22 protein-coding genes and 1 pseudogene are annotated in these 23,280 nt (G+C 40.6%); 7 read left to right on the top strand and 16 right to left on the bottom strand.

Features of this window, described 5'->3' with window-relative positions:
- Window positions 1-114: 114 nt before the first annotated feature.
- Window positions 115-750, bottom strand: a complete 636-nt coding sequence (locus RM347_RS08790; RefSeq protein ID WP_322719895.1) for an HAD-IA family hydrolase — start codon at window positions 748-750, stop codon at window positions 115-117.
- Window positions 725-1,698, bottom strand: a pseudogene (gene queG / locus RM347_RS08785) (tRNA epoxyqueuosine(34) reductase QueG). Before queG ends, RM347_RS08790 begins: the two are co-directional and overlap by 26 nt.
- Before the next feature lie 463 nt (window positions 1,699-2,161).
- Between queG and RM347_RS08780 the strand changes: the two are divergent.
- Complete coding sequence (locus tag RM347_RS08780) at window positions 2,162-2,593, top strand: ketosteroid isomerase family protein (RefSeq protein WP_322719896.1); 432 nt, start codon at window positions 2,162-2,164, stop codon at window positions 2,591-2,593.
- Between the two features lie 102 nt (window positions 2,594-2,695).
- Here RM347_RS08780 and RM347_RS08775 read toward each other — a convergent pair whose 3' ends face one another.
- The 3 genes from RM347_RS08775 to RM347_RS08765 form a co-directional block, all read right to left on the bottom strand.
- Entirely contained in the window at window positions 2,696-3,121 is a 426-nt protein-coding gene (locus tag RM347_RS08775; protein ID WP_322719897.1) for an ATP-binding protein, read from the bottom strand.
- Window positions 3,122-3,124: 3 nt separating this feature from the next.
- Window positions 3,125-4,798 (bottom strand): SpoIIE family protein phosphatase, encoded by a 1,674-nt coding sequence (locus RM347_RS08770; protein ID WP_322719898.1) that lies wholly within the window; start codon window positions 4,796-4,798, stop codon window positions 3,125-3,127.
- A gap of 163 nt (window positions 4,799-4,961) precedes the next feature.
- Window positions 4,962-5,681, bottom strand: a complete 720-nt coding sequence (locus RM347_RS08765; RefSeq protein WP_322719899.1) for a response regulator transcription factor — start codon at window positions 5,679-5,681, stop codon at window positions 4,962-4,964.
- A gap of 330 nt (window positions 5,682-6,011) precedes the next feature.
- Here RM347_RS08765 and RM347_RS08760 point away from each other — a divergent pair, with 330 nt between their 5' ends.
- Window positions 6,012-6,767 carry a WecB/TagA/CpsF family glycosyltransferase gene (locus RM347_RS08760; protein ID WP_322719900.1) on the top strand — a complete coding sequence of 252 codons (756 nt, stop codon included), beginning with the start codon at window positions 6,012-6,014 and terminating at the stop codon, window positions 6,765-6,767.
- Between the two features lie 193 nt (window positions 6,768-6,960).
- A complete protein-coding gene (ftsE, locus tag RM347_RS08755; protein ID WP_322719901.1) occupies window positions 6,961-7,707 on the top strand; it encodes a cell division ATP-binding protein FtsE in 747 nt (248 codons plus the stop codon).
- Between the two features lie 119 nt (window positions 7,708-7,826).
- Here the strand turns inward: ftsE and RM347_RS08750 are convergent, their stop codons facing one another.
- The 3 genes from RM347_RS08750 to RM347_RS08740 all read right to left on the bottom strand — a co-directional run bounded on the left by RM347_RS08750 (window position 7,827) and on the right by RM347_RS08740 (window position 10,654).
- On the bottom strand, window positions 7,827-8,987 hold the full coding sequence (locus tag RM347_RS08750) for an acyltransferase family protein (RefSeq protein WP_322719902.1): 1,161 nt from the start codon (window positions 8,985-8,987) through the stop codon (window positions 7,827-7,829).
- Between the two features lie 122 nt (window positions 8,988-9,109).
- Window positions 9,110-9,883 (bottom strand): armadillo-type fold-containing protein, encoded by a 774-nt coding sequence (locus tag RM347_RS08745; protein ID WP_322719903.1) that lies wholly within the window; start codon window positions 9,881-9,883, stop codon window positions 9,110-9,112.
- 186 nt (window positions 9,884-10,069) lie between these two features.
- Complete coding sequence (locus tag RM347_RS08740; protein ID WP_322719904.1) at window positions 10,070-10,654, bottom strand: hypothetical protein; 585 nt, start codon at window positions 10,652-10,654, stop codon at window positions 10,070-10,072.
- Window positions 10,655-11,164: 510 nt separating this feature from the next.
- On the opposite strand from RM347_RS08740, the gene RM347_RS08735 reads away from it, so the two are divergent.
- On the top strand, window positions 11,165-12,061 hold the full coding sequence (locus RM347_RS08735) for an alpha/beta fold hydrolase (protein ID WP_322719905.1): 897 nt from the start codon (window positions 11,165-11,167) through the stop codon (window positions 12,059-12,061).
- A gap of 174 nt (window positions 12,062-12,235) precedes the next feature.
- On the opposite strand, the gene RM347_RS08730 is transcribed toward RM347_RS08735, so the two are convergent.
- A complete protein-coding gene (locus RM347_RS08730; protein ID WP_322719906.1) occupies window positions 12,236-12,769 on the bottom strand; it encodes a DUF4330 domain-containing protein in 534 nt (177 codons plus the stop codon).
- 393 nt (window positions 12,770-13,162) lie between these two features.
- Between RM347_RS08730 and RM347_RS08725 the strand changes: the two genes are divergently transcribed.
- Window positions 13,163-14,026 carry a M48 family metallopeptidase gene (locus tag RM347_RS08725; RefSeq protein WP_322719907.1) on the top strand — a complete coding sequence of 288 codons (864 nt, stop codon included), beginning with the start codon at window positions 13,163-13,165 and terminating at the stop codon, window positions 14,024-14,026.
- 94 nt (window positions 14,027-14,120) lie between these two features.
- Here the strand turns inward: RM347_RS08725 and RM347_RS08720 are convergent, their stop codons facing one another.
- Entirely contained in the window at window positions 14,121-14,876 is a 756-nt protein-coding gene (locus tag RM347_RS08720; protein ID WP_322719908.1) for a metallophosphoesterase family protein, read from the bottom strand.
- A gap of 295 nt (window positions 14,877-15,171) precedes the next feature.
- On the opposite strand from RM347_RS08720, the gene RM347_RS08715 reads away from it, so the two are divergent.
- Window positions 15,172-15,456: a DUF2470 domain-containing protein gene (locus RM347_RS08715; RefSeq protein ID WP_322719909.1), complete on the top strand. Its 285-nt coding sequence runs from the start codon at window positions 15,172-15,174 to the stop codon at window positions 15,454-15,456.
- Window positions 15,457-15,884: 428 nt separating this feature from the next.
- On the opposite strand, the gene RM347_RS08710 is transcribed toward RM347_RS08715, so the two are convergent.
- The 5 genes from RM347_RS08710 to pheT form a co-directional block, all read right to left on the bottom strand.
- Complete coding sequence (locus tag RM347_RS08710; protein WP_322719910.1) at window positions 15,885-16,244, bottom strand: type II toxin-antitoxin system PemK/MazF family toxin; 360 nt, start codon at window positions 16,242-16,244, stop codon at window positions 15,885-15,887.
- Window positions 16,231-16,461 (bottom strand): type II toxin-antitoxin system MazE family antitoxin, encoded by a 231-nt coding sequence (gene mazE / locus RM347_RS08705; protein ID WP_322719911.1) that lies wholly within the window; start codon window positions 16,459-16,461, stop codon window positions 16,231-16,233. Before mazE ends, RM347_RS08710 begins: the two co-directional genes overlap by 14 nt.
- Window positions 16,462-16,655: 194 nt before the next feature.
- On the bottom strand, window positions 16,656-17,450 hold the full coding sequence (locus RM347_RS08700) for a Tab2/Atab2 family RNA-binding protein (protein WP_322719912.1): 795 nt from the start codon (window positions 17,448-17,450) through the stop codon (window positions 16,656-16,658).
- Between the two features lie 68 nt (window positions 17,451-17,518).
- Window positions 17,519-17,788, bottom strand: a complete 270-nt coding sequence (locus tag RM347_RS08695; protein WP_322719913.1) for a YciI family protein — start codon at window positions 17,786-17,788, stop codon at window positions 17,519-17,521.
- 114 nt (window positions 17,789-17,902) lie between these two features.
- A complete protein-coding gene (pheT, locus tag RM347_RS08690) occupies window positions 17,903-20,365 on the bottom strand; it encodes a phenylalanine--tRNA ligase subunit beta (RefSeq protein WP_322719914.1) in 2,463 nt (820 codons plus the stop codon).
- Window positions 20,366-20,626: 261 nt separating this feature from the next.
- On the opposite strand from pheT, the gene RM347_RS08685 reads away from it, so the two are divergent.
- Window positions 20,627-21,304: a leucine-rich repeat domain-containing protein gene (locus RM347_RS08685; protein WP_322719915.1), complete on the top strand. Its 678-nt coding sequence runs from the start codon at window positions 20,627-20,629 to the stop codon at window positions 21,302-21,304.
- Window positions 21,305-21,542: 238 nt separating this feature from the next.
- On the opposite strand, the gene RM347_RS08680 is transcribed toward RM347_RS08685, so the two are convergent.
- Entirely contained in the window at window positions 21,543-22,949 is a 1,407-nt protein-coding gene (locus tag RM347_RS08680; RefSeq protein ID WP_322719916.1) for a response regulator, read from the bottom strand.
- Window positions 22,950-23,280 lie beyond the last annotated feature (331 nt).

Raw genomic sequence — 23,280 nt, 5'->3', positions numbered from 1 at the left:
TTCCTGGTATCTTACTATTTTGTAGGGTGGGTATTGATATATATGGCCCACCCTACTATTTTTGTCATTTGTCAATAGTTAAGATTTTCCTATCGACTTTTGACTATTGATTAATTAACGACCATTCATCACTTCTAGTAGTTCGCTAGGCCGCTGAATTAAATAATCTGGATTTTGCTTGGCTAGTACTTCTGGTGAGTTAAAACCCCAAGTCACTGCAATCACTTGGATATTTGCTTTCTTTGATGCTTCTATATCTCTGGTTTCATCTCCGACATAAATAACTTCTTGAGGTTTGAGTTGTTTTTGTCTCAATACATTATTGATTATCGTTGTTTTACCAAAAATCGTAATTCCTGAATATATAAAATCAAATAGGTGATTTAAATCATTGATTGTCAGAAACTCCGTAACATTATCTTTAGAATTGGAAGTAATAATACCCAGTTTGTACCCTTGATTTTGGAGTTCTATTAATGCTTCTTTAATTCCCGGAATTGGCTTTAATTCTGGGATTTTGTTCTTTAATTCCCCTTTAACTTTTTTAACTAGGAAAGGGATCTTAAATAGAGAAACTCCTGAGTACTTAATGATTTCTCTAGATGTTAAGTTTTTAAGGAAGGCTAATTGGTCTGGACTTATATGTCTATAACCAAAATCTACTGCTAGACGATTAGCAATACTTACAAGGGCATCAACTGTATCAGCAATTGTGCCATCAAAATCAAAAATAATTACTTTCGGGGTCATTCTTTGCCGGGATGCGTCAAGATTAGCTAGGGCGTTGCGTCGTAACATTTCTGGCTTAATCCGCCGCAAGGCAGATGCTGGAAATCGTTTATCCCACTCCTGATCTGAGATTTGGGCTAATTCTAGCAGGTGAGGAGCAATATTCCCAGGATAAGGCTGAAACTCTGCAATATCAGTTGTTTGGGCAAAACGTTGATTCCAAGGACAAACATCTTGGCAAATATCGCAACCAGCAACCCAGCCTTGCAAATGAGGTGTGACTGTCTCTGGCAATTTCTCTGCCCGATTTTCAATTGTATGATAAGCAATGCAGCGATTAGCATCCACGACAAAAGGCTGAGTAATTGCACCTGTAGGACAAGCCTGAAGACAACGAGTACAGCTACCGCAGTGTTCTGTATGGGGGCGATCGCTCTCTAGATCCAAATTGGTCAACACTTCTCCCAAAAATACCCAGGAGCCATATTCTCGTGTAATCACATTACCATTTTTGGCAATCCAACCAATTCCGGCAAGTTGAGCCAACACTTTATCTTGCACCGGACCAGTGTCTGCATAATAACGAGTTCGTACGCCTGCATCAAGTGATTCTAGCCATGTAGATAGCTGCTTGAGTTTTTTATGCATCACCTTGTGATAATCCCTTCCCCAGCCATAGCGGGAAATTTTGGCGTATTCCTCGCCTTTGGGACGTTGATGTGGTGTGTAGTAATTCAGTGCCACACACACTAGCGATCGCGCTTCTGGCATCACTAAGCGGATATCCTGACGTTTTGGGTTAGCCATCCATTCCATATCGGCGTGATAACCCAGTTCAATCCATGCTTGCAACCTCTGCGCTTCTGTGGCATCTACCCTATCTACAGCAGCAATTCCAACTTTGTGAAAGCCCAACTCGCTGGCTTTTTCTTTCACCACACTGCTGCTTGTTACGGAATACTGATTCATTTTTTTATCTGCTTTTTGCCTAACTAAAGGCATGTTAATTCTACATTACTTAGTCAATACATTTAATGAAGATTTGTTACTTAGTATACATATAAGTTTTATTTATAACCGAATGTGCTACCTCTTTGATCCTGGATAAGCTTAATTTTTTTCTTTTTAAAGAGAGTTAGAGAGAATCAAGTCTTAACCCAAGTGTATTGATTTATAGTCTGGAAACTAATTCTTTAGAAGATGCTAATTCAGGTTTGTCCAATTACAGCAGATTTTAATTCGGTGAAGTACATAACCTAAGTCTCCTAACCAGACATCAAGCTTGTTTTACTTCTGACTTCTAAATTCTGCTGTAAAACTTCCATCGTCAGGGAGATTTTTATAGATATAACAATCTATCTCAAAAGCAGCTTTCTTTTTATCTACTTTTGTATTGAAATTAATATTTAGTTAGCATAATACAGACGATTCTATGACCTCTGCTGAATTTATATCCCCATCGCAGTTGAAAGAAGAATTCCAGATTGAGGGAATTACAGAACCAAGTGTACTGCGCTATTTTGAAACCTTAAATGCAGGAGACTTTGAGGCAACTGCTGCCTTATTTGCGGTAGATGGTGTGATGCGTCCACCATTTGAATCTGATATTGTGGGGACAGAGGCGATCGCAGCCTACTTAAAACAAGAAGGTCAACATATTAAAGCTTACCCCAACACAGGAATAGCCGAGACTTTAGAAAACGCTACGATCCAAGTCCAGGTTACAGGCAAAGCCCAAACTTCGTGGTGTAGTGTGAATGTCTTGTGGTTATTTATCCTCAACCAAGAACGGCAAATTTTTTATACTAGAATCAAACTTTTAGCTTCTCCCCAAGAATTACTTTCTTTACGTCGTGAAAAGTAGCAAATAACTATAATGGCTTAGGCAATGTTTGATATACTTAAAACCAAATCTAGGCATTGAAAATTCCTATAAACAGATGACTGGAAAAATAGTAATTTTTGTCTATTGGACTAATTCGGGTAAAGTAGCTTCTAACTTGAGACAGTTGGCACCATCAACCTGCAACTGGTAATCTACCTTATCCATGAGACGATTCATAATCAGCCAACCATAACCACCTTCTTGTTTTTCCAGCGGGTTTGGAGCGTAGTAGTTAGACATATCAAAGCCTTCGCCGTAGTCCCAAACTTCTAGGGCAAGATCCCGATCTTTCACTTCCAAACGTAGTAAAATCGGTAAATTTGGTTTGTCCTTGTGGGCATGACGGACTGCATTTGAGTAAGCTTCTACTAAAGCCAGTCTCAAACGACTTGATTGCCGCGACCAATCCACAGATTCTCCTAGCTGGATTTTCAAACATCCCAGCAACCAGTTTTCTACAATATTAAGAAAATTCAAATCACTTGGTACATGAAGCTCACTTTTCATGACTTACAAAATCTCCAGCGAAAGTATAGTTTGATCGTCTTCTTGAACGTGATTATCTGCCTGGATGCGAGCTAGTAAATGATTAAGAGAAAGTGGTTTTTGCTCTTGTTGTAAGAGTTGCCAAAGACCATCTTGATTCAGCATAGAACGGTTCACTGGCTCAACCCCAGGCACTGTTTTTGCTGCTAAATCAGGATCATTTGATACCATTGCTTCTGTAATTCCATCGCTGGCTAGTAACAATGTGTCTCCAGCAGCGAGAACCAAGCGACCAGACTGTGCCTGCCACTTAGGCAAAATCCCCAAAGGAACGCTGCGGACTTTGAGGTAATTGGGATTGTCGGCTAAAGTCGAACAGCGTGACCATAATAGTGGATAGATATGACCGGCATTAGTGTAGACGAGTTCCTTAGTGCTAGGGGTATAACAGGCTAACACAAGAGTAATGAAATAATTATTGCTAATTAAATCTTCACTTAGAGCGTGGTTGAGGTTCTGCATGACCACATTCGGCTCGGCTGGCGCTTCTTGAGACAATTCTCGGCGCAAAACTGAAATAATACTAGCCATAAATAAAGCAGCTGGGACGCCCTTGCCAGAAACGTCACCCACTGCCAACCACAAGTCGCCTTTGGGATGAACAAACACTTCAAAAAAATCGCCTCCTACTTCCCGCGCGGGATAGCAGCAGGCTTGCACCTTCACACCTTTAATGTCAGGTAAACTTTGGCGTAGCAAGTTGTATTGAATTTGACGAGCCACCTCCAACTCAGTGTGAATCTGCTGTTGCTTTTCTTGAAGGCGCTGGTAGAGTTTTGCTTGAGAGAGGGCTAAGGCTGCTTGTTCGGCAACACCTGCAATCAGTTGGATGTCTTCGTCTTCCCAGGGGCGATCGCTTCCCCATTGATGGAGGGCCAACACAGCCAACAGGTGCTGCTGATAGCTCAGTGGCACAACTAGATGGTGACAAGGATTACCGTTATATACATCTTGAGCAAGTTGATAATGACGAGTTTCCAGCACTTTTTCGATTAAAATACTGGGATCGAAGAAGCAATCTGATACCTGGGATTGAGGATCGCGGTAAAAAAACTGGTCTTGTGTCAGGCGATCGCCCTCTACTGGTTTGAGTAAGCAACTGGTAGCTTCAAATGTTTGTCCAATAGTTGCTACAATCTTTTGCAGCATACTGTCGTAGTCTAAAGATTCCCGAATTGCCGTTGTTACAGCATTAAACAAAGATTCTCGCCGTAGGGCCCGACGCAACTCTTGCGTGCGCTTCTTAACTAGGCGATATGTATCAGTGGCTTGCTCAACTAACGCTCTCAGCCGATCCGGATTCCAGGGCTTGGTAATGTACTTGAATACCTGACCGGAGTTAATCGCATCCACCAAATCTTCGACATCAGTAAAACCAGTTAACAAAATCCGAATCGTGTCTGGAAAGCGTTCTACGGTGCGACTAAAAAATTCAGTGCCATTCATTTCTGGCATTCTTTGGTCAGAAATAATCACCGCCATTTCGCCAAATTGATCCAAGATTTCCAGAGCACCAAAGGCATGATTGGCTTTATATACTTGAAAATCTCGCCTAAAAGTGCGGTAGAGTAAGTCTAAGTTATCTGGCTCATCATCTACCACCATGAGCTTAAGTTTGTCCACCCCGATCTCAGCCATATTTGACTTTAGTTTTCACATATTTGAATGGCGAGATAGTGTGATGTTTATCCCACCTGATAAGTAACAGAAAATTAGAGAAGCTATTCACTTTGAAAATATCACTTTTTCAAAGTTGTGAGTTTCCCTAGATCGTCCTCAATTGCTCTACACAAAGTTAAATTTATCCAACTAACCCAGAACGCAAGGCGCGGACTGCTGCTTGGGTACGGTCATCGGCACATAGCTTATTCAAAATATTCCGAACGTGAGTTTTAACAGTCCCTACAGTGATGTAAAGTCTTTCTGCAATTACTGCATTACTACAACCTTCGACAATCAACTGTAACACTTCCAATTCCCTTTCTGTCAGGGTATAAGGTTGAATTTCTTCCAGATTCTCAAAAGAATCAGGGTTAGAAGCAATTGTCTTAGTATCGACAAAAGCCGATTCCAACTTTTGGGGATTTTGTTGCGCTTGTTGTAATACAATCCGAGCGATCGCCGGATCGATCCAAGCGTTGCCATTGTAAGTTACTCGTACTGCTTCCAGCAAATTATCAAATTTGATATCCTTCATACAGTAAGAGTCTGCGCCAGCGGCAAAAGCTGCCAACACCGCTTCTTTGTTATCCCGCAGCGTCAAAATTAACACCTTTGTAACTAGCTGCTGCCCATTAGTAGTAGATTTTACCTCCCGTGTTAACTCAATGCCATCCTTATCTGGTAAACCAATATCTACAATGGCAATATCTGGTTGTAGCATTTTTAACATTTTTAACCCCTCAACAGCATTGGCAGCTTCACCTACAACTTCAATTTCATCCTTCTGCTGTAGTGCCGTCCTAATACCTACACGAGTTAGGTCATGATCTTCAATCAGAGCGATACGAATTTTACTCATAGCCAACTTCAGCCCGTTACACTACCTTAACCATAAAGTCGAGTTTCGTGACATACTCCCACACTAACTGCCAGCAGTATAGTGGGGACTTCTGTTCCCGGAACCAGAGTTGCGAGTTGAGCGTTTTATACTGAGTGAATATTACACTTTAACAATAAGATTTGGACTGTTTCAGTCCCAGTACAAGCGCCCAAAACTAATTAGTTTAATTATGCTTTCTATTGTTGCAGGGCAAGGGGGTATATCTGTTGCCTAAGTTCTAATATAAAAAAATTTGATAAACTTAACATTCAAGCAAAATCTGGTGTGAGGGTTACTCAAGAATAGGCTATGTCTAACGGTAATCAAGGATTTTCAGTGTTGGGAATACCAGTTCATGTGATGACTAACTATCCAGGCTGGTTGTTAGAATGCCTGCACGCAGGCAAGGGAACTCATGTTGTAACGCTCAATGCAGAAATGACTATGCAGGCAGAGCGAAATCAATTATTAGCTCAGGTCATTAAAAATGCTGAACTCGTGATTCCAGATGGAGCCGGGGTTGTTCTGTATTTGCGGTGGCTGTTATGGCAAAAAGTGCAGCGTTTTCCGGGGATTGAACTAGCAGAAAAACTTTTGCAAGAACTTGGGGAACAGAAGACAGGGACAAAGATATTTTTTTATGGAGGAGCGCCCGGAGTAGCTGCAAAAGCAGCAGATTTTTGGCAGCAGCAAATTCCAGATTTGTGTATAGCAGGCACTCACTCAGGCTACCATTCTCCAGAAGAAGAAGCACAATTGCGAGAAACTCTTGCTCAATTGCAGCCACAAGTAATTTTTGTTGGTTTGGGAGTGCCACGTCAAGAGTTATGGATTGCCGAAAACCGCCATTTGTGTCCTCAAGCAATTTGGATTGGCGTCGGTGGCAGTTTTGATATTTGGTCGGGAACTAAAACTCGTGCTCCCGCCTGGTTAGGAAATAATAATTTGGAATGGTTATATCGGCTTTATCAAGAACCTTGGCGTTGGCGACGGATGTTGGCTTTGCCAGAGTTTGCTGTGAAAGCTTTTGTTTATCGTTTGACAGCAAGGGGTGCAATTAGTTGAGAGTGGAGAGACGCGATTAATCGCGTCTGTACTGAGTGTTATTACTTAGTTAGTATTAAGTCTTTAAAAAATTTTAAATTTTCTTTGTTGAATTTTAAATTCCCAGGCGAAACCTGGGAATCCTTATTTTTGAGAGGAATGTCACATCTAAGCAGGCAAACAGTTTGGTTGTGGGTATGAGGAAAATTTAACAATGCCAGTATTAACAACTCAAGTTAAGAAAGACAAATCCTTTCATAGAGAGGACTGTGAAACTCAACAGCACGGTAGCAATACGACTGCAAAGGTGCAATTGCAATCTGTAACTAAGACCTATGCTAACGGCTCTCACGCCTTGTTAAATGCGAACCTTGAGGTAAAAAAGGGAGAATTTCTGTTTATCACAGGGCCAAGTGGTTCTGGTAAATCAACACTCTTGAAACTACTGTATGGTCAGGAGTTACCCACACAGGGAGAAGTAATTGTTGACGAATGTAATGTAGCGGGTTTACAGGGCGATCGCTTGTCATTATTGCGGCGACGGATTGGCATTGTGTTTCAAGACTACAAACTGATTACCCAACGAACAGTAGCGGAAAATGTGACTTTTGTGCTGCAAGCTCAGGGGTATACCCGTAAAGAAATTCAACGACGCCTAGAACCCACTTTAAAGCTGGTGGGTTTGCTGAGTAAAGCTGACTGTTTTCCAGATCAATTGTCTGGGGGAGAGCAACAGCGGGTGAGTATTGCCCGTGCGATCGTTGGTACACCACCGCTGCTGTTGGCGGATGAGCCTACTGGAAATCTCGATCCAGATAATTCCTGGCAAGTAATCCAGATTCTTCAGAAGTTAAATTCCTTTGGGGCTACGGTAATTGTTACCACCCACGATGAACAATTGGTACGGCGGTGCAATCATCCGGTAGTGCAAGTTCGCAATGGACGGCTGTCTCGAAAATAAGCTTTTGCAAATGACAAATATAGCGGTTCCCGTATGGATAATGTATAAAAAGAAATAATTAACCACAAATAAACAGCGACTAATGCTCATCTATTTTGTCTTGTTTCCCTGCGGATAAATTATTTCAACAACATAGAAAGCAAATTCGAGTGATTCTGACCACATCTGGTTTTTGTAATGATTCTAGAAATGATTTCTTTCTGTAGATAAGTGACTGCGATCGCTCCTAGAGTTATGACTGAAAAGGCAATCATAAAGTGACTGGCAAATTTTGGTAAATATACAACCAGGGTTTGCCAATAATAAACAAAGAATATATGCCATAAATATATCCATAAAGAGGAGGAACTGACAAAAACAATTCCCCTGAGCAAGACATGATTATTGTTAGATAAATTATACTTACAACAAATTAAATCTACTCCAGAAAAAGCAAACAAAGACATAAAAATACCATAGGAAACAAAGTAGATTCTGGCTGGATACTTAAAATCTTGGATAGATATAAAATGTCCTAGACTACGGTAATAGAAAGTAGCTAATAACAAGAATATACCCAAAAAAAATCCAGAAATAAATAATATGTTTTTGAATCTCAGTTTGGGTAATACTATGCCCAAACCAAATAAACACCCGTAAGGAATAAGATAAAATAAATAATCATCAATCAATTGTGTAATAATTGTACTGGGTAAGTTCAAATGCTTAATTTCAATAAATAATCTTTCGTATCCCAGATAGATGAAAAATAGGAGAGCTAAAAATCTATTTTCAGACTTACATAATTTGTATAAGTTCAATAAAGGATTCGCAAAAATAGCAACAAGAATAAATACACGAATAATCCAGACATATCCAATTCCTTTTAATAATAGAAATGTTTCAATTATTCTTGAATAAGAAAATGGATAAGGTTTAACCAGCAAAAGAAATATCAGATAAGCCGAAATGAAGAAAAAAGTCAAAAATAACCATACCGGCACAATCAAACGAGGCAATCTTTTTTGCAAATAATTCAAAAAAGATATTTTTTTATTGTTAGCTGAATAGTAATATAATGTTCCTGATGTAATAACCATCAGAGGTACATCAAAAAGTCTGATATCAAATAAAATATTATTTTCAGGTCTTACATGGGCGATAATAATACAAACTAGTCCAATGGTTTTTAAGATATCAAATCTAATATCTCGCTCTTTATCTAAAGTTTTTTCTATCCTATTTATTACTGGCTGCACAAAAGTAACCTCCCTTTTTTCCTGTTCCCAGTTTCCAGCCACACAAGTAAATTCAGCGATCAAATAGGATCGCTATAGTTTGACGTACTATATATGTATGGAATAACCATATATATTTACACGTTGCCAATGGCAGTCTACTCGACGCCAAAAGCTAGAAGCAACTAGTTGACGTGGTGTTTGACTTTTGCAGATACGGGTACAAAAGTTGTTGCTGTTTTGAGGGGTAACATTTGTAGGCGATCGCAGGCTTGTAAACTCTTAAAAGCTGCCTCTCGAACCACAACTTCTTCCTCTCGACTGAGTAGAAGTTGCAAGCATTCGACAACATCTTGCTGCACTGAAGAATCAACTCGTTTACGGCTGATGAATTTAGTTAGTTGATGTAGGGCAATCAACCGCTTCAATGGATCTTTCTCTGTTAAATTGATCAATAACTGATCGAGGTGGTCTTCTTCTCGATTTTCATAGAAGTTGACAATTTGCCATACCAATAAAATTAAAGTTAATAGGGTTCCTACACCTTGCACAATCGCACCAGCGGCAATCCAGGGACTGTGAGAGTCAACCCAAATTGCCGCTGCCATGTAAGTGCTGACAGTAGCAAGACCACCACTGACGACTGCTAAGGCTAACCGACGATTTGAACTGTTTAAGAACTTACGTATTTTAGACCAGCCCAATTGCCAGTCCCACTCCTGCATTGAGTAAACTAATACCATTACTCCAATGCCGATTAAGAGAGCCAATAGCAGTTTCCAGTTCCACAACAACATAGCAATGACGATTGTCAGGAACCCAAGAAAGCCCCCAGGCCCAGAGAAGCGCTTAAATGTTTGCTGCTTGATGGCTCCCTTTGTCTTGAATTTTGGAAGCGACCAGTTCCAGTTGGGGATCTGGTTGATCAATTGCTGCCAAGAAGACCAAGCCTGTGCCACAGTGTTTACCTACTTGATTATAAAATTACCTATTGTAAAAGTTTTACTAGGAATGGAGAAAGGATGAAGGCCCAAACCATAAGGTGCCCGGTTTTATGGACGCATAGTAGACTAGTACAGCACGGCGCAAATTAAGATACCATTTTCAATGGCTCAGAGCAAGGGCATCTTGTACGTAAGTCTTAGTTAAAGACAAAAACGAAAGTTATCAAGGGTGAATTGACCATCAAAAGCACAGAAAGTAACGCTGTAGATGTTATTCACACTTATAGATAATAAGGTATTGGGGGAAATTGCCGAGTCTGAATTGGCAAGATTAGAGCCTGGTAGTGCAGTTTGAGCGAGTAGTTGCCGATCGCGATCGTAGGCGGAAAACACTAGCCGTTGCGAACTAGTGACAAAGGCGCTAACCGAGTTAACCGGACGCAAGAAAGTAGCTTCTAAAAATCCGCTTTTGGGCGCTCCCATTAAGACTGTTAGCCCTGAATAGGTTGGAAATGCTGGATTTGATGGCTGTATTGCTAGGGAATTGTGAAAAATGACTCCCCAGCGTTCATATTGGCGCTCTACTGCTTCAAAACACTTCAAGCCTTCTAAGTCTAAACAAATACAACTAGGTACAGTCACACTGGCAGCGTCAATAGCTGGCTCCACCTGACCCCGCCAAGCTGAGGCTTTAATTTCATTTTGTATATTAAACTTGTCAAGCGCAAATATAGCGTCTTCAATCGTTGGTAGTTTATTTGATTGAAGAGTAGCCTGCTTTACCATGACATCCCGCCTTACCATTACTTAGATAATAATCAGATTACTTATACATCAGAGGCTATATTCTCTACATATAGAAGTAGAATTAATAGCTTATTAAAATAAGCGTTTTAACTATTTTTGACGCTCAAATTTATTTATGGGTTTTTTGATAGATTACCATAAAAACTTATGCTGGATTCACGCTTGAGTGATACTGGCTACCATGAAAAACCCTTATAAAACAGTAATTACAACGTTAAGTTACTTTTTATTATGAAAAAAAATCACCAAATCTTTACAAGTAATGTAGTAATTTTATATCTACTTAATCTGACGATAGCGAGAAGTCCTAGAGTGATTGGTTCGCTGATAATAACTAATTAAGTGGGGAGTTGGAACTAAACACGTAAGCATCTAGGGTTACTTAAAGACGACGCAAGGATGCGGAGAAATTATTAAATACTCTCACCGTGTCTCAGGTCTCTTCTTTGACTTATAGCAACTAATCACTACAGTCAATAAAAAATACTTATGTTTCAACCACTAGGATTTGAACAACGCTCCATAAATACCTCACTAGGTAGAATGGTATACTATACTACCGCTGGTTCACCTTGGCAAGACGATGTGACTGCCAAAGATGATCGGGAAACTTTAGTGTTCCTGCACGGCTTTGGTGGTGGATCTTCTGCTTATGAGTGGTCGAAAGTTTATCCGGCTTTTGCCGCTGAATATCGGGTAATTGCGCCAGATTTGATCGGTTGGGGTAGGTCTGAGCATCCAGCACGGAGTTATAAGATTGAAGATTATTTGACAACTATTCGGGAGTTTTTCGAGCAGACTTGTACTGAACCAGTAACAGCGATCGCTTCTTCTCTAACCGCAGCATTTACAATTCGGGTAGCAGCAGATCATCCTGATTTATTCAAGTCTTTAATTCTTACCACCCCCGCCGGACTTTCCGACTTTGGTGAAAACTACTCCCGTAGTTTTTTTGCCCAGTTAGTTAGCGTTCCCATTGTTGATCGTTTACTTTACAGTAGTGGAGTTGCTACTAGTGGTGGTATTCGCGGCTTCCTAGAACAACGGCAATTTGCTCAATCCAATCGAGTGTACCAGGAAATTGTAGATGCTTATCTACAATCAGCCCAACAGCCTAATGCTGAGTATGCAGCACTGTCTTTTGTCCGCGGCGATTTATGCTTTGATTTATCCCTTTACATTCAACAGTTGACCACTCCCACTGCGATTATTTGGGGACAAAAGTCAGAATTTACAGGCCCCTCAATTGGTCGCCGCCTTGCCGAAATCAATCCCCAAGCGATCCGATTTTTTCAGCAGTTGGAAAATGTCGGGTTAACACCACAGCTAGAATTACCAGCAGTGACAATTGGGTTAATTCGCCGATTTTTGCCTTTGCTTAATTAATACGATCAAAACTGCCCCCGTGGTTCTGGGGCATCATATATAGCAATCCTGAATCATTCATAAGAGACAAGATCCCCGACTTCTTTAATTTTATAAGTCAGGGATCTACGGGTTGCAATTCTCACAAATCAAATAGGATTGATCTAGTAAATATTATCAACAAAAGCGACAATACTATTTGTCTTTTAATCTGATATCAATGACAGTTGCATTGAAGTTGTAGTTAAAGCCTTCTAGCTCAAATGGCATCCCAATTTTCACTTTACTATTACCCAGAACTGGCCCACTTTCAGTGACTTGGGCTTTGCCATCTAAAGTTAAAAGCAAATCTGTACTGAAATTGTTGCTCTTTGGATCTGGCAATTCTTTAACCGTACCATCAGGTTGGAAAACATTGACTGTTCTAGGTAGCTGTTGAATAGATTTAATTTCAATCTGTCCGTAGGGTTGATTGCGGATAATCACATTAGTTTTCCCGCCTTTTTTTAAACCATTGTCGATTAATTTTTCTGGGTCACGTACATTCAAACCACGAACTACTAAGTCTACTTCTATGGGTACTGTTTTTGCACCAACTTGGGCAACAGAACCAGAAGTGCCAGGAAAGACAAAGATGCCAAATATAACTAGCAGAATTACTAGCCCAGCACCTAAATCTAGGAGGTTGATTTTGCCAAACAAGCGACCTTTTGAATCTAAAATAGCCATAAAAAGTTTTCCGAGGTGATAGCGAAGTAATTGATTGTAGCAAGAAGGTTTTCAATGGGAACGGCAATTTTCCCTATTTGGTAATAACTCAAAGCATTCGGGGGTTGCAGTTATGCGACAGTTTATCACGAGTTCGTAAGTTCCAAGGAGCGGCAGCTAACCCTCAAACTTTTACCTATTAAGACTGACGCAGCTTGAAAGTGTAATCTAGTGTTCAAGCCTATCTCTAGAGGGAATCTTTAGCCTCCCGCAGTTCGGTAGATTTGCGTAAGGGTTATCTGTGTAACAACTCCTTTGGTCTTGAGTTAAGAATGCAACTTAGAATACTCTAAATCCGTCCCATAATTTGTCTCATCATTTTATGTTTTCCAGAAATAATCTTCAGAGCGTATTATGTTCAATTGGAAAGGTTTTGTTGCAAATTACCGTGTGTGGCGGCGTCGCTGGTTTTATCCTCTAATTTCGGTGGTAGTCGCCCTGAGTCTGTGTCTGAGTACACCCATGCCTGGAAGAACTTTAGACTTCTTGCCTCTTATATTGCAAGGAGTCCAGGTACTTCAGCTTTCTAATATATCCGATCGCCAGGAAACTGATATTGGTAAGCAGATTAATCAGGAAATACTGGGAAGTAAAGTCCGACTTTACCGGAATTCTGAAGTTAATCGCTATGTAGAACAAATTGGTCGGCGTTTAGCAGCTAATAGCGATCGCCCCAATCTTCCCTTTACCTTCCAAATAGTTGAAGATGACGCTATTAATGCCTTTGCCACTTTAGGAGGTTATGTATATGTCCACACGGGTTTGCTGAAAGCTGCCGATAATGAAGCGGAACTCGCAAGTGTCATCGCCCATGAAATTGGTCACATTGGGGGGAGACACCTGGTTAAACAAATGCGGCAAAAAGCGATCGCTAGTGGTTTAGCAACAGCAACTGGTTTAGATCGCAATACAGCCGTAAATATTGGTGTAGAACTTGCCTTGAATCGTCCCCGCAGTCGTCAAGATGAATATGATGCCGACCAAAGAGGGTTAAGAACTTTGACACGCGCTGGTTATGCCCAGTCTGGGATGGTTTCTTTTATGCAAAAGCTGCTGAAAAAGGGTGGTTCTGTGCCAACATTTTTGAGTACACACCCCGGAACTAGCGATCGCATTGATGGTCTCAAACGTGCAATTAGCTCTCAACCAAGTAATGGGACTTATGGCTTAGATAGTGCTAGTTATAGAGCGAATATTCGACCATTAGCGAAGTCTTGAGCGCATTGGGCGGTTATTCTTTCTCCCCCTGCTTCCTCTGCTCCCCCTGCTCCCTGCCCCTCATCTTCCCACTCCCTCTCATCTCGAATATTGCTCAATTCCGATTGCGGCGATCAACTTTGATTTTGGCTGGATCGACGGTAATTACAACCTCTTCTAAAGGTAGGGAACGGATATAGTTTTTAAAGATGTTAACTTGATAAACCAAGTGATTTGTGACATCCAGTCCAGTCAACCAGCCACTCCGGGGATGATAAGCGCCAGTATCTATGTCTAGCCATCCCTGTCCTTGCGCCAGCTTACCAGGAGAAACACCCGGTAGGGTAAAGGTAATGGTGTGACCGATAATAATTTGTTTATCTGGGAAGTAGGGTTTTTCAATGCTGTGAAATTCCTCTCGTATCCAGCACAGTTGATCGGCAGTTTGTTCTGTCACCGACTTGGAAGGGTCAACACCAGCATGAGTTAACCAAATATCCCCCAAGTCAAGGTATGTAGGCAAAGCTTTTAACCAATCCAGATGGTCGTCAGGAATGGGAGCCTCTTGGTAACTGGCCACAGTAGCTTGCCCTCCACCATACAGCCATGCTTGCATCGTCGAGGAGGAAATCCTTTCATTGGTCAGAATGTTTAATAACATCTGCTCATGATTTCCCAGCAAACATGAGTAGTTATTTCGCTTGACAAAATTAACTACTTGTGCACTATGAGGCCCACGATCAATTAAGTCTCCCAGAAAATAGACTTGATCCTCTGATGTGGGGGCGATCGCCTCCAACAATGTCATTAAACCTTCATAGTGTCCATGCACATCCCCAATTACAATTCGTCTGGGGCTAGTTTCGCTCATTGTCTCTTAGCTGCAATAGTTTTGGCTAATACTTCTGCTACAGTTTAAGCTGTCTGCTTTCCGCAATGAAAGGTAAAAATACTGGATAAGTTTTATTTTAATTTAATTCTTGTGCAAGGAATAAGCTTAACTTATCAAATATATACAACAGCAGTTATTTTTCAGGGATCACTTATAATAACGATGGTCTAAGTCTAAGACTAATGCTTTTTCTGCTAATTTGAAATATCAGCAAATTTTATCTACTTAGCTTAGAATTTAAACTCTTACCGTATCGATCACTTTTAATCTCACAATGTCTAAGGATTTCTCTGCTGAAATTAGTTCGCGCATCTGCAACCATATGAATGAAGATCATGCTGATGCCATAATTCTTTATGCTAAAGCTTTTGGTGGTGTAACAGATGCGATCGCAGCCGAAATGCTGTCAATTGATGCACAGGGTATGAATTTAACAGCGCAAGTGAATGGGGAAGCTGTACCAGTTCGCATTCAGTTTGATCATGTTTTGGCAGATGCGGAAGATGCCCATCAAACTCTGATTGCGATGGTGAAGCAGGCGCGGGTGAAGACTAAGTAGAAATCGCTTCAACTTAGATCCAATATTGTTTTGTGTATTGATTTTCTCAAAACTCTAATTATTGAGAGTGTCAAATATTACTTATGTTTGACATAAATGAGTAGCTGTACTGGGGTTGTGATAGCGTATTGTAATACGCTGCAACAATCTTGATTTTCTCAAGCAATCGTACTGATGAGTGAGCGATCGCTGACTGATTGCTTTAACTGCTAGCGGCTTTGTCTCAGCTACTCAATTGAATGACATACTTACTATGCTGAATGCAAATTATACTTCATTCTAATGATGATAAGGCTTACCATCAACTAGGAAATTCTGTGAGTATTAATGTAGTCAAAGCTGTAGCTCAAGAAGTGATTATAAAAACCTTATACTCTACTCAAGAAAGAATAAATAAATCTGGGCATTCACTTTATTTCCTAACACCCCTAAACCACAAATCCTAGAACTACATTTAAAGCTGTATGAATAAGTTCCCAGTATTCTGACTCCAGCACACCTACCAAACCCAAAATACGACTATTGTCAACAGCACGAATTTGCCCAACATCAATAAAACGGTCTTGATCTAGTCCATTATTTGGTGTTGCTTTTACATTAACAACGTAGGGGGCTTGTTTACTTCCGGGTCGAAATGGCATCACAATTGTCAGCAACCCATACTGATTCATGATGTCATTTTGCACAATCAAGCAAGCGCGGATTTTTTTTGCTTCAGCCCCCATTGTTGGCTCAAGATTCACCCAACGTATTTCTCCTCGCCGATAAGTTAAATTACTCCCTGGCATTTATGCCATCTCCAACAACGCTATCCCAAGCAGCAATTTCAGCTTGATACTCTGCATCTTCAGCATCCTGCTTGAGGGCTGCAATCATTTCTGCTGCCAAAATTTGGCGACGGTGTTCTGCTAGCAGTGTATTAATGTATGCACTACGATTTCCCTGTGCATACTGATCTACAAATTGCAGAATGTCTTCTTCTAAGGTAATTGTGACTTTGAGCATCTATAATTAATTTTTAGTATTACTATTTAGTATGATTTTATCATCATACTAAAATTTGCTAAACTTATACACCTGACCTAATATAGGCAAATTACAATAAAGCGTAGACACATAGTGCCTTGCAGTCAGACATCGCTTTAGTCTATTTTTTTAGCTATAGAAATTAAGCGGACAAATATTTTTGGCAATCAATATCAATCTTCTGCCCGCAACAACCAAAAGCCGCTATAAGTTATACCAGAATCATCAGGTTGAACTAACAAAAAATGCAATCCTCGGCAATGCTTTTTGCGTTGTTCAAATGCTTGGGCTGCTGTTGTAACTTCTGGATCTTCAAAAGTGGCAACAATCCACCTATCTACTAAGCCAGCTTCTAATACTAAGCCGTCTGGTGCGCCAGAAATATAGTTTAACGCCACACAACGGGCTTGCTGCAACCACCGTGCTAGGCGCATCGATTGCCGTCCACCATAAATTACCACACCTGGGACGGGCACTGTTGACGCTAAACCCAAATTGATGGGTTTGAGATGTTCTGGGATGTGCAAAATGGGAATGGGGCGATCGCTAAATCTCGTTTCTACATCACTAGCAGCTAGAGTCGCAAAACGCCATTGTTCTCCCCAAAGGTTTTCTGGTAATGGTGCTGGAGGTGGTTTATCCAGGGTTGAGGGATATTGCTTTTCTTGTAACCACTGCTTCAACGCCAAAGTGTGACGAGTAGGTTCGACATTTATACTTAAATTGCGTCCTGCCGCCTCAATTAAACTTAGAGACTGAGGCCGAAACACCTGAATCACATCTGGCAATTTTTCACCTGCGGCTAGCTCAAGTTGAGCAGCAACCCAACTCGAATTCGCTGCCGACTGGGGACAGCTAGCCTCATACTCAAAGCTGCGAGTTGCATCACAAATCAACAACTCCCATAAAATTTGTCCAGACGCATCTTGTGAGGGACGACGATAAAAATCAACTTGCCAAATTTTCATTATGTGGGGAGTGAGGAGGCAGGGGAAGCAGGGAAGAAATAACTAATGCCCAATGACTAATGACTAATTCAAAAAGCCTGAATCCATTCTTTGACAGAATACTCAGTCCAGATGCCATTTTTCCAGTAAGGATCATTTTCAATTAACTGGCGCACAGTGGCTTCGTCTTCGGCTTCGTAAATGCCAAAAACTTTTGTGACATCCTTGGTAGGACCAATAGTAATCAGCACACCGGATTCTTTCTGTTTTTCTAATCCGTCTAAATGAGCTTGACGGTGGGGGGCACGTTTTTCGAGAACCTCTTCGCAGTAACTTCCCCAGACTACATATTTAGGCATGGTTAATCAATTAAAAATTTAAAATCTTAGTTTACAGGGTACAGGGTAAAGGGTACAGAGGAGAGTTTTTCTTTGCTGTGCCCTGCCACCTGTAACCTTTTCCCTTCTTTACTCCTAACTTCTCAGATTTACGCCGAATTTTTCCACCAAGGCTTCGCGGACTTTATTGTGTACTGGTTCGACTTCAGCCTCAGTAAGAGTACGATCGCTAGCCCGATAAACTAAGCGAAATGCTAAACTCCGCTGTCCTTCGGGGACATTTTCGCCCCGATATTCATCAAATAATTCCACTGATTCGAGTAAATCTTTACTTGCTTTGGTAATTACTTTTTGAATTTCGGTAACTGAGATTTTCACGGGTGCGAAAAAGGCGATGTCGCGATCGCTAGCTGGATATGTAGAATAAGGCTGGAATGTTGGGACGAGAATTTCATCTTGTCCTAGCGAATCTAAAAGCACATCTAGATCCAACTGGAAAACATATACGGAATCAGGTAAACCTTTTTCTCGTCGCAGTTGGGGATGGAGTTGTCCAAAAATACCCAGTCTGTTACCCCGAATCCACAGGGAAGCGGTGCGTCCTGGATGTAAGCGATGATCTCGACAATCGGGTTGAAATTCTACCTGCAAGGCAAGTTGCCGAAATACACTTTCTAAAATACCTTTGGCTTCAAACCAGGTGATGGGTTCTTCGCGTCCACTTTTTGACCATTTACCAACGGTGCGATCGCCTCCCACAATCCCCGCAAGGGCTTCTGTTTCTTGCAAACCGTCTTCTTCTCGCCAGAAAATTTGCCCGATTTCAAAGCCGTTCAAGGCACCATTACCCTGCTCTAAATTGTATTGAAAGGCATCAATCAGCCCAGATAACAAATCGTTTCGCAGCGCTGAATATTCGACAAATAAGGGGTTTGACAGCACTATCTGTCTGTCTTCTCCTGGTTTGACTAAAGAATAGTGGATTAATTCTGTCAATCCTTCAGCCCGCAGGAAAGCTCGTAATTTGCGAATCAATTCCTCATCTAAAGGCAGGTAACCAGCTTCCGCTTTTTCTGGTAAGGTATCACAGAATTTGTTGTAGCCATAGAGACGGGCAATTTCTTCAATTAAATCAATTTCTCGCTCTAAATCGCGGTAACGATAGGGTGGGACAGAAACTGACCATCTGGGTTGATGGGTGCTATCTTCTCCTGGAACATCGCCTGAAGGAGTCAATTTACATCCCAATGCAGTCAGGATGCGCTCAACATCTTGTTCTTGGAGTTCACCTATGTCCTCTCCCAAATCGATTGGCCCCAGTATCTGATTAACTCGGTCTAAACGCAGGGCGATGGAACGACTCCAAGTAGACGGGTCGGGGCGGGTGTCGGCAATTTCCTGCTGGACAAGAATTCCACTAGCTAATTCGCTAATTAAGGATAAGGCGCGGCGATTAGCTATTTCCAACTCAGCCCGGTTAACTCCCCGTTCATATCTACCAGAAGCCTCACTTCTTAACCCAACACTCCGGGAAGAACGGCGAATTGCCACAGAATCAAATAAAGCTGCTTCTAAAACTAGGCTTTGAGTCCCTTCATGGACTTCTGTTTCTTCCCCACCCATGACTCCCGCCAGTGCAACGGGTTTTTCGTTAGCGGTAATTAACAAATTTTGGGATGCTAAGGTGCGAGTTTGTCCATCCAGGGTTTTGAGGGATTCTCCAGCAGTGGCGAAGCGAACGCCGATGGTTAAATTTTCGCTACTTGCCACAGATTGTAGGCGATCGCGGTCAAAGGCGTGTAGTGGTTGTCCCCATTCCAACAAAACGTAGTTAGTAATATCCACGACATTACTAATGGGACGTACTCCAGCAGCCCGCAAACGCTGTTGCAACCATTCGGGAGATGAAGCAATTTTGACCTGTTCAATTACCGTACCAATGTATGCAGGACAAGCTTGGGTATCAGCAATTTTTAAAGCTAAATTTCTGGCACTATTGGTAATAGAGACTTCACCAGGTTCAGGAATACTCAACTTTCCACCAGTTAAAGCTGCTACTTCTCTGGCGACACCTACCATACTCAGAGCATCAGCGCGGTTGGCAGTTGCAGTAAGGTCTAAAATTACATCATCTAAACCCAACAACGGACGCACATCACTACCCAATGGTAAATTTTCCTGGGTAAAAATATGAATTCCGTCTACATCGGTGGGCAAACCGAGTTCCTTTAAAGAACAAATCATGCCCTGAGATGGGACACCACGTAGTTTTGCAGGTTTAATTTTTAAATCGATGTTGGGTAAGTAAGTACCCGTAGTTGCCACTGGTACATAGATATCTGCCTTCACATTGGCAGCACCACAGACAATATTTAAAGTCTCACCTGCACCGATATCCACTTGGCAAACACTTAATTTATCGGCGTTGGGATGGGGTTGACGCTCAAGCACTTTCCCGATAACAACGCCATTTGCCCAAGTGCGGCGGTCTTCAATCTCTTCAACCTCAAACCCTGCCATTGTCAGGGTTTCGGCTAATTCTTCTGGACTAAGTTTTATCTCTACTAGTTCGCGCAGCCAATTTAGAGAAATACGCATGGAGTGTGCTTGTTTTAGGAATCGTCTTTTGTTCTCATTTTAGGGTGCCTGCTAGCGATCGATGGCTACTCGTCCCGCCAGGCGTACCCTTTCACTTGAACAATCCTACTACGTTAGACTGGCAGAACAATATCGCTTTTTTGCTTTATCTTTACATTTTGTGCGATCGCCTGTAGTAAGTCGTTGCACGTCTACGTTAAAAAATTATGTAGCTTGTGAATGCAGGTCACTTTGTTCCACCTAAATCTACGGAGAATTTTTATGAGTTCTTTTCACACTCTAGAACTAAAAGAAGTTGAGCAAATTATTGAAAACTATAGAATAAAATCTGGTCATTTGACAGAACTTACAATTTGCGATTATCGTCAACTTGAGTATCTACCTGAAAGTATCGGCAATCTTACAAGTTTAACCGCTCTATATATTTGTGATTGTTGGAGACTTAAAGAACTACCAGAAACTATCGGCAAGTTGAAATATCTTAAAAAACTAAAAATTTGGGGTTGTATAAGCGATCTTAATCATTTTGATAAACTTCCTGATACTATTGGACAACTTAAATCCTTGACCTACCTTGAAATTCACGGAACTGCGCTACAATCATTACCTGATACAATTGGTAATCTCGATAACCTGAAATATTTAGACATTAGTGGAAATTGGGAATTCCACCAATTACCTGATACAATTGGTAATTTGAAAAAATTAAAAACTCTTTCTATTACAGGAAATGAAAAATTAACATCTTTACCAGAAAGTATGGGTGAATTGGAAAGTCTTGAAGAGCTATATATAAGTAGCAACGCTTTAGAATATTTACCAGAAAGCATTGGTAGGTTACAAAGTATTCAATACATAGATGCTCATGAAAATTTTTTCCGCTCCTTGCCAGAAAGCATTTGCAATTTAAAACTGCTCAAGGATAATATATATAAATAATAATCCCAAATATTGAAATGCTAATTCTGGCATTACCACATCAGTAATAATTGCATCCAAATGGTTATTTATTGCTTTGCTCATGCCATCTTTAGCATCATAAGCTTTAATCACCGTGTATCCACTGTCTCTTAAAAAACTATTGATTAATTCCTATTGAGAAGGAGTATCTTCAACAACTAAAACTGTAGCCATATTTATCCTCAATAGCTCAGAATAATTATATTTTGTGGTTAATTTAAGTCAAATGCATGAAGACTATTTTCAGTAGTTCGGCGCGAGTAAACGGTTTAGTCAGATATCCAGATGCACCGACCAATTTCGCTTTTACTTTGTCTACAATTCCTTTACTGCCAGTAACAAAAATGATCGGAGTATTTTGAAATATTGAATTATTTCGTATAATTCGACACAATTCATAACCATCGATTCCTAGCATATTTAAATCCAGCAAAATTAAGTCTGGTTTGTGCCTTATAATTGACAAAACGGCTTTTACTGGATCGTTGATAGTCACTACAGAAAAATTTTCATTTTCTAAGAAATGGCTAATTTCTTTGAGAATTGTAGGGCTATCATCTACAGAAACGATTTTGTGAACTTTTTGTGCCGTTATAGTAGCAGGCGTTACTCTTTGGGAAGCAGGATTTATGTTATTTGATATTGTTGGTTCCTGAAATTTCTCTTTTGGAGGAGTAGAAATCTGTGGTAATCGCTGAACAGGAGCTATATTCTCTTCAGAAATATTTGGGTAAGAGTTGACGGTGGTGCTTAGTTCTTCTTTGGTGTCAACTAACTCTGGAAGTAATTTTGAGAAAAGCGTAGGCGTAGCCCGTCGTAGACATCGCTCTTCAAAAATCTTTGGTAATTTATCAAATGGTGGATCGGGTTCATGCAAGATAATCGCACCCTTAAGGATGTAAGGGTATAAATTGCGAGCCAGTTGGATTTCATCTTGATTCAAAATTGCTGCCAGATGACACAGGCTAAAACCCTTCATCCAATTCGTTAAATCTGGCTGGAGGTTTGGTAAATCTTGGTTCTCCAGTTTGCTGTTAACCAACAGATATGGACGTTGATATGGAGAAGAAATTTGGGGAACAAAATCCTGCCAATTCTGTAATCTTACTTGGCAACGTTCTAAAATTTTTTCTACATCTAGCCTGCAAATTTTTGGCATTCTATCAAGTGGTTCTGTTAATTCATAAGTCCCTTCTTTGATGAGTAAAAATGATTCAATCACCTCTTTAACTAATTCTTGAACCAGCACTGCTGCTTGTGTTGAATGTAGATGTTGTTGACTAATAAGCCAAGATATAGCCTGATACTCAGGAGGGTGGCTTCTCGAATTGCTGTCATTTTCGATTAACTGACTGTGTGAATCAGGTTCAAACATTAGTCGTACTTGTACACGAACCTCACTAGTTAAGAGTGGAATTTGGTAGCTGAGGCGTCGCAAATGGCGTTCTAGTCGATCAAAGGGTTCCACTGAATGAGTAGCGTAAGTTATTTTACCCTGCTCTAAGTAAATCGTCCAAATAACTGAGTTACTCAATGCTTGTAAACAAGTACTGTCGGAGCAATTGGATAACTGTCTTAACAAACTTAGAGGACGTAGTTTGGTGAATGCACCTGAGTTATTCATATTTTTCAAGTTTTTTTTGCGGAATCAACAAGCGAACATTTGTAGATTGAAAATATTAGCTATGAAGTATTTTATTTTTTGTAAGATTTCTCTACGGACAACTTATTTCTTTTAAAATATTATGTATATATATTAAAATTTATAAGTTTTATAAACTGCTTGTTACATTTGGTACTTTTAACTTAATTTATCTCAAAAAACAATTAGGTGGGTATGAATAAAGGTAAACACTTATCATAGATAGACTAACAGTAGATGTTAGTTGCTTCTAAGCTCTACTTACTACCGACAACTCGTGGATGAAGAGCTTAATAATGACGTTTATTCATAC

The organism is Nostoc sp. ChiQUE02 (genome assembly GCF_034531305.2).
In the GTDB taxonomy this organism is placed as follows: domain Bacteria; phylum Cyanobacteriota; class Cyanobacteriia; order Cyanobacteriales; family Nostocaceae; genus Nostoc.
This window is presented reverse-complemented; position numbering and strand designations above follow the sequence as displayed.

Bases quoted from the DNA above. Each gene is read 5' to 3' on its own strand.
- RM347_RS08735 (WP_322719905.1), top strand. From the start codon at position 11,165: ATGTTTCAACCACTAGGATTTGAACAACGCTCCATAAATACCTCACTA.
- RM347_RS08715 (WP_322719909.1), top strand. From the start codon at position 15,172: ATGTCTAAGGATTTCTCTGCTGAAATTAGTTCGCGCATCTGCAACCAT.
- RM347_RS08685 (WP_322719915.1), top strand. From the start codon at position 20,627: ATGAGTTCTTTTCACACTCTAGAACTAAAAGAAGTTGAGCAAATTATT.
- RM347_RS08765 (WP_322719899.1), bottom strand. From the start codon at position 5,681: ATGAGTAAAATTCGTATCGCTCTGATTGAAGATCATGACCTAACTCGT.
- RM347_RS08720 (WP_322719908.1), bottom strand. From the start codon at position 14,876: ATGAGCGAAACTAGCCCCAGACGAATTGTAATTGGGGATGTGCATGGA.
- RM347_RS08740 (WP_322719904.1), bottom strand. From the start codon at position 10,654: ATGGTAAAGCAGGCTACTCTTCAATCAAATAAACTACCAACGATTGAA.
- RM347_RS08695 (WP_322719913.1), bottom strand. From the start codon at position 17,788: ATGCCTAAATATGTAGTCTGGGGAAGTTACTGCGAAGAGGTTCTCGAA.
- RM347_RS08730 (WP_322719906.1), bottom strand. From the start codon at position 12,769: ATGGCTATTTTAGATTCAAAAGGTCGCTTGTTTGGCAAAATCAACCTC.
- RM347_RS08725 (WP_322719907.1), top strand. From the start codon at position 13,163: ATGTTCAATTGGAAAGGTTTTGTTGCAAATTACCGTGTGTGGCGGCGT.
- RM347_RS08780 (WP_322719896.1), top strand. From the start codon at position 2,162: ATGACCTCTGCTGAATTTATATCCCCATCGCAGTTGAAAGAAGAATTC.
- RM347_RS08775 (WP_322719897.1), bottom strand. From the start codon at position 3,121: ATGAAAAGTGAGCTTCATGTACCAAGTGATTTGAATTTTCTTAATATT.
- RM347_RS08760 (WP_322719900.1), top strand. From the start codon at position 6,012: ATGTCTAACGGTAATCAAGGATTTTCAGTGTTGGGAATACCAGTTCAT.
- RM347_RS08790 (WP_322719895.1), bottom strand. From the start codon at position 750: ATGACCCCGAAAGTAATTATTTTTGATTTTGATGGCACAATTGCTGAT.
- RM347_RS08710 (WP_322719910.1), bottom strand. From the start codon at position 16,244: ATGCCAGGGAGTAATTTAACTTATCGGCGAGGAGAAATACGTTGGGTG.
- ftsE (WP_322719901.1), top strand. From the start codon at position 6,961: ATGCCAGTATTAACAACTCAAGTTAAGAAAGACAAATCCTTTCATAGA.
- pheT (WP_322719914.1), bottom strand. From the start codon at position 20,365: ATGCGTATTTCTCTAAATTGGCTGCGCGAACTAGTAGAGATAAAACTT.
- RM347_RS08680 (WP_322719916.1), bottom strand. From the start codon at position 22,949: ATGAATAACTCAGGTGCATTCACCAAACTACGTCCTCTAAGTTTGTTA.
- mazE (WP_322719911.1), bottom strand. From the start codon at position 16,461: ATGCTCAAAGTCACAATTACCTTAGAAGAAGACATTCTGCAATTTGTA.
- RM347_RS08770 (WP_322719898.1), bottom strand. From the start codon at position 4,798: ATGGCTGAGATCGGGGTGGACAAACTTAAGCTCATGGTGGTAGATGAT.
- RM347_RS08700 (WP_322719912.1), bottom strand. From the start codon at position 17,450: ATGAAAATTTGGCAAGTTGATTTTTATCGTCGTCCCTCACAAGATGCG.